Consider the following 5,499-nt stretch of genomic DNA (forward strand, 5'->3'; position numbering starts at 1 on the left):
GAGAGGGAGGGGCCCGCCGCCGCAGGCGGTGGGAGGGTGAGAGGTTTCACCGCCAACCGGCAAATCCGGGACGATTGAACCTCTCAAAGGAGGGAGTGGACTTCGGCCCTGGTGCGACCCCCGACGAACGCCGTCTTCGTCGGAGCTTGATTCTGAGAGAGTGTAACCTCTCACCCTCCCACCGCTGCGCGGCGGGCCCCTCCCTCTCTCAAAGAGAGAGGGATCAGGAGGCGCCACCCTACCCCTGGGCCAGCGCCTCGATCTTCTCGGACGCCGCGTCCAGGGCCTTGATGGCGCGGATCTCGACGCGGGTCTGCTCGGTCTGCAGGCGGGCCAGTTCGGACTGGGCGTGGGCCAGGCGCAGCTTGAGGTCGCTCAGTTCGTCGGCCAGCAGCAGCGCGCCCATCAGGAACAGCCGCGTCTCGCCCAACTGGCCGACGTCCTGGCTGACCTGGCGGACCTGGCGGTCGAACAGGCGGGCGATTTCCAGCAGGTGGGCTTCCTGCCCGTCCTCGCAGCCGACGGTGTAGGGCCGGCCGTTCACCTGGATGGTCAGTTGCGCCATGGCTCAGCCCTCCCTTTCCGGACGGTCGAGGTGCTCGCCGAACAGGTCTTCGCTCTGGTCGACGGCGTCATCCTCGTCGTCCAGGGCCTCGTCGAACCCTTCTTCCTCGTCGTCATGGACGCCTTCGGTGATCAGGGTCTCGTCGCCCAGGGCGGCGCGGATTTCGGCGATGGCCCGGCCCAGGGCCTCGGAGGCCTGCTCGCCGGCCTCCTCCAGCGCCTTCTCGCGCGCGCGGGCGGCGTCGAGATCGGCGGCCAGCTTCAGGGCCTTGGCGTCGGCGTCGGCGTCGAACAGGCCGACAGGCGCGGCGGCAGCGGGCGCCTCGGCGGGCCGGGCCGCGCGTTCGGCGGCCAGCTTCTGCTCCAACTGGGCCACGGCGCGCTCCAGGCGGCGCGCGGCGAGTTCGAGGGCGTTACCTTCGCCCGGGGTCATCGGCATCGTCCTGTCATGCGGCGCAACATATAGATCACCGTCCGCTTCGCCACCCGCGATGGCGACAATTGGGCGATGAAACAGCGTTCATAACAATAGGTCATCCGATGTGAGGGCCGGCGAAGGTTTCTTGGGGTTGACTTCCCCGCCCCGCCCCGCAAAACGCCCTGCAAAATCAAGGTAACGTCGGTCGCCTCGGCCGAACGCTCGTTAGGAGAAAGACCTCATGGCTCTTCGCGTCGCCATCAACGGCTTCGGCCGGATCGGACGTCTCGTCCTGCGTTCCATCGCCGAGCACGCGCGCCGCGACATCGAGGTCGTCGCCATCAACGACCTGGGTCCCGTCGAGACCAACGCCCACCTGCTGCGCTACGACAGCGTCCATGGCCGCTTCCCGGGCGTCGTCACCTCGGGCGAGGACTGGATCGACGTCGGCATGGGCAAGATCAAGGTCACGGCGATCCGCGACCCCAAGGACCTGCCGCACAAGGAACTGAACGTCGACATCGCGTTCGAGTGCACGGGCATCTTCACCGCCCGCGACAAGGCCGCCCTGCACCTGGAAGCCGGCGCCAAGCGCGTGCTGGTCTCGGCCCCCGCCGACGGCGCCGACAAGACCATCGTCTACAAGGTCAACCACGACGTCCTGACCGCCGACGACATCATCGTCTCCAACGGCTCGTGCACCACCAACGCCCTGGCCCCGGTGGCCAAGGTGCTGCAGGACCTGGTCGGCATCGAGCGTGGCTACATGACCACGATCCACAGCTACACCGGCGACCAGCCGACGCTGGACACCATGCACAAGGACCTCTACCGCGGCCGCGCCGCGGCCCTGAGCATGATCCCCACCTCGACCGGCGCCGCCAAGGCCCTGGGCCTGGTGCTGCCGGCCCTGAAGGGCAAGCTGGACGGCAGCTCGATCCGGGTGCCGACCCCGAACGTCTCGGTCATCGACCTGAAGGTCGTGCCGTCGCGCGACACCACGGTCGAGGAAGTCAACGCCGCCCTGAAGGCCGCCGCCGACGGCGACATGAACGGCGTGCTGTTCACCACCACCGACCCGCTGGTCTCGTCGGACCTCAACCACATCGCCGCCAGCTCGACGGCCGCCCTGCCCCAGACCCAGGTCATCGAGGGCAAGCTGGTCCGCGTGCTCAGCTGGTACGACAACGAATGGGGCTTCGCGACCCGCATGGCCGACACGGCCCTGGTGATGGCGAAGTTCCTGTAAGATGAAACGCTGGCCCGCCATCATCGCCCTCGGCCTGATGGCGGGTCCGGTCGTCGTAGCCTTTGTCGTGGGCTTTGGCGCTGTCTTCTGGGACGGCTACGGCCCGCCCGGCTTTTCCCGCACGGGCCTTCATCGGGGCGCCGCGCCCCTCGCCCTCCTGATCGGCGCGGTCGCGGTCGGCCTCTGGTGGGCCGGCTGGCTGAGATTTCGCCGCGCCCCTCGCCGAACCGCGGGCGTCGCGCCGGCGCCCGCGTCACAAATTCCTAGCCTCATCCTGGCGATCTGGTTCCTGGCGCTGCTCGGCGTCTTCGCCAGCTTGGCCGCTTCCAACGCCTCCGCTCCCTTCTAAGGTCGTTCCCATGCCCTTCCGCACCCTCGACACCGCCGATCTCACCGGCAAGCGCGCCCTGGTCCGGGTGGACTTCAACGTGCCGGTCGACGGTGGAAAGATCACCGACGACACCCGCCTGCGCGCCGCCCTGCCGACCATCCACTATCTGTCATCGAAGGGCGCCAAGGTCATCCTGCTGGCCCACTTCGACCGGCCCAAGGGCAAGGTCGTGCCGGAGATGAGCCTTTCCTTCGTGGCCGAGCCGCTGGGCAAGCTGCTGGAACAGGAAGTGGCCTTCGCCGCCGACTGCGTCGGCCCGCAAGCCAAGGCCGTGGTCGACGCCATGGAGAACGGCGGCGTGGCCCTGCTGGAGAACGTCCGCTTCCACGCCGGCGAAGAGAAGAACGACGCCGAGTTCGCCGCCCAGCTGGCGGCCAACGGCGACCTCTATGTCAACGACGCCTTCAGCGCCGCCCACCGCGCGCATGCTTCCACCGAAGCGTTGGCCCGCGCCCTGCCGTCCTATCCGGGCCTGGCGATGCAGCGCGAGCTGGACGCCCTGGACGCCGCCCTCGGCAATCCGAAGAAACCGGTGCTGGGCATCGTCGGCGGCTCCAAGGTCTCGACCAAGCTCGACCTGCTCAACAACCTGGTCGCCAAGCTGGACCGCCTGGCGATCGGCGGCGGCATGGCCAACACCTTCCTGTTCGCCCAGGGCCACGACGTCGGCGGCAGCCTCTGCGAGAAAGACCTGGCCGACACCGCCCGCCAGATCATCGCCACGGCGGAAAAGTCGGGCTGCGAACTGCTGCTGCCGATCGACGTGGTGGTGGCCAAGAAGGTCGCCCCCGGCGTCGACGCCGAGACCCGCGACCTGGACGGCGTCCAGGCCGACGACCTGATCCTGGACGCCGGCCCCAAGAGCGCCCAACGCCTGATCGAGGCCATGGACGCCAGCAACACCCTGATCTGGAACGGCCCCCTGGGTGTCTTTGAGGTGCCACCTTTCGACGAAGCGACCGTTTCGGCGGCAAAACACGCCGCCAAACTCGCGAAAACGGGTAAGATCGTCGCCGTCGCGGGCGGTGGTGATACCGTGGCGGCCCTGAACCATGCCGGTGTCTCGGCGGACTTCACGTTCGTCTCGACCGCCGGCGGCGCGTTCCTGGAATGGATGGAAGGCAAGACGCTTCCGGGCGTCGCGGCCCTCGAGGTTTAGAAACGGCTCCCCGGCGAAAGCCGGGGAAGACGGCATGGGAGACCGGAGCCAATCCGGCGAAACATCATTCGACCACCGGGGCCGAGGAAACCCGAGATAACCTTCCACCGTTGGGACCAGAGGAAACCCGACGTGACGACCGGGCAAAGAACGCAAAAGCGTCAAAGCCCCAAGAACAAGAAACCACCCCAACACTTCACGCTTGCAGGAGAACCATCACGTGGCGAGGATCACGCTAAGACAGTTGCTGGATCATGCGGCGGAGCATGACTATGCGCTGCCCGCCTTCAACATCAACAACATGGAACAGGGCCTGGCGATCATGGAGGCGGCGGAAGCCGTCAACTCCCCGGTCATCATCCAGGCCTCGCGCGGGGCGCGGAACTACGCCAACGACATCATGCTGGCCCGGATGATCGACGCCCTGGCCGAGATCTATCCCGACATCCCGGTGTGCATGCACCAGGACCACGGCAACGGCCCGGCCACCTGCGCCACGGCGATCCAGTACGGCTTCACCTCGGTGATGATGGACGGTTCGCTGATGGAGGACGCCAAGACCCCCGCCACCTACGAGTACAACGTCGCGGTCACCCGCAAGGTGGTCGAGATGGCCCACGCCTGCGGCGTGTCGGTCGAAGGCGAGCTGGGCGTCCTGGGCAGCCTGGAAAGCGGCATGGGCGAGGCCGAGGACGGCCATGGCTTCGAGGGCGTGCTGAGCCATAGCGAACTGCTGACCGACCCCGACCAGGCGGTCGATTTCGTGCAGCAGACCGGCGTCGACGCCCTGGCCATCGCCATGGGCACCAGCCACGGGGCCTACAAGTTCACGCGCAAGCCGGACGGCGACGTCCTGGCCATGCACGTGATCGAGGAGATCCACCAGCGCCTGCCCAACACCCACCTGGTGATGCACGGCTCCAGCTCGGTCCCCCAGGACCTGCAGGACATCATCAACCAGTACGGCGGCGCGATCCCGCAGACCTGGGGCGTGCCGATCGAGGAGATCCAGCGCGGCATCAAGCACGGCGTGCGCAAGGTCAATGTCGACACCGACAACCGCCTGGCCATCACCGGCGCGATCCGCAAGATCCTGGCCGAGCACCCGCACGAGTTCGACCCGCGCGCCTATCTCAAGCCCGCCAAGGAAGCCATGCGCAAGGTCTGCCAGGCCCGGTTCGTCGAGTTCGGCTCGGCCGGCCACGCCGACAAGGTCAGGGCGCTGTCCACCGCGACCATGGCCAAGCGCTACACCGCCGGCGAACTGGACGCCAAGTTCGGCGCGGCCAAGAAGGCGGCGGCGGCCTAAGAGGCTCGCTTTCGCTGAAACGACGAGGCCTCCCAGGGCGACCTGGGAGGCCTTTTCGTTGGCCGATCCGCTCCGCGACAAACAGCGGAGTCGCACGGTCTTGATTCCCGAGCTAGATCACCTCCGGGGGCGCAAGAGACATCCGAGAGTTTCCAGTGCCAGCTTTCTTCCTTCGCGCCGCCGTCCTCGTGGCGGCGCTGGTTTCCGCGCCCGCGGCGTTCGCCGGCGGCCTCGACGACGCGGTGCTCAACGAGCTCAACTTCGCTCGAACCCGTCCCGCCGAATATGCTCGCGAGCTGCGTCATCAGATGCGTTCGTCGGGCTCCGACGACTATTCCGGCTTCGCCAACGAGGATCCCGACGCCGTCGACGAGGCCATCGACTTCCTCGAGCGGCAGCCGGCGCTGCC

7 protein-coding genes are annotated in these 5,499 nt (G+C 67.6%); 5 read left to right on the forward strand and 2 right to left on the reverse strand.

Annotation, left to right across the window (positions count from 1 at the left end; genetic code table 11):
* Nucleotides 1-238: 238 nt before the first annotated feature.
* The gene (locus tag PMI01_RS20620) at nt 239-565 is read right to left on the reverse strand and encodes a cell division protein ZapA (RefSeq protein ID WP_007673567.1); all 327 of its coding nucleotides are present in this window, start codon (nt 563-565) and stop codon (nt 239-241) included.
* A gap of 3 nt (nt 566-568) precedes the next feature.
* Nucleotides 569-997, reverse strand: a complete 429-nt coding sequence (locus PMI01_RS20625) for a DUF4164 family protein (RefSeq protein WP_007673570.1) — start codon at nt 995-997, stop codon at nt 569-571.
* Nucleotides 998-1,223: 226 nt separating this feature from the next.
* On the opposite strand from PMI01_RS20625, the gene gap reads away from it, so the two are divergent.
* From gap to PMI01_RS20650, 5 genes are all read left to right on the forward strand, one after another.
* On the forward strand, nt 1,224-2,231 hold the full coding sequence (gene gap / locus PMI01_RS20630) for a type I glyceraldehyde-3-phosphate dehydrogenase (RefSeq protein WP_007673572.1): 1,008 nt from the start codon (nt 1,224-1,226) through the stop codon (nt 2,229-2,231).
* 1 nt (nt 2,232) lies between these two features.
* Nucleotides 2,233-2,580 (forward strand): hypothetical protein, encoded by a 348-nt coding sequence (locus PMI01_RS20635; RefSeq protein ID WP_007673574.1) that lies wholly within the window; start codon nt 2,233-2,235, stop codon nt 2,578-2,580.
* A 10-nt stretch (nt 2,581-2,590) separates the two neighbouring features.
* Nucleotides 2,591-3,781, forward strand: coding sequence for a phosphoglycerate kinase (gene pgk / locus PMI01_RS20640; protein ID WP_007673577.1), 1,191 nt, complete (start codon nt 2,591-2,593; stop codon nt 3,779-3,781).
* Nucleotides 3,782-4,001: 220 nt separating this feature from the next.
* The gene (fba, locus tag PMI01_RS20645) at nt 4,002-5,090 is read left to right on the forward strand and encodes a class II fructose-bisphosphate aldolase (RefSeq protein ID WP_007673581.1); all 1,089 of its coding nucleotides are present in this window, start codon (nt 4,002-4,004) and stop codon (nt 5,088-5,090) included.
* 155 nt (nt 5,091-5,245) lie between these two features.
* Nucleotides 5,246-5,499: hypothetical protein (locus tag PMI01_RS20650; RefSeq protein ID WP_007673585.1), on the forward strand; the 254-nt coding region annotated here is incomplete at its 3' end.

This window comes from Caulobacter sp. AP07 (genome assembly GCF_000281955.1).
Taxonomy (GTDB): Bacteria; Pseudomonadota; Alphaproteobacteria; order Caulobacterales; family Caulobacteraceae; genus Caulobacter.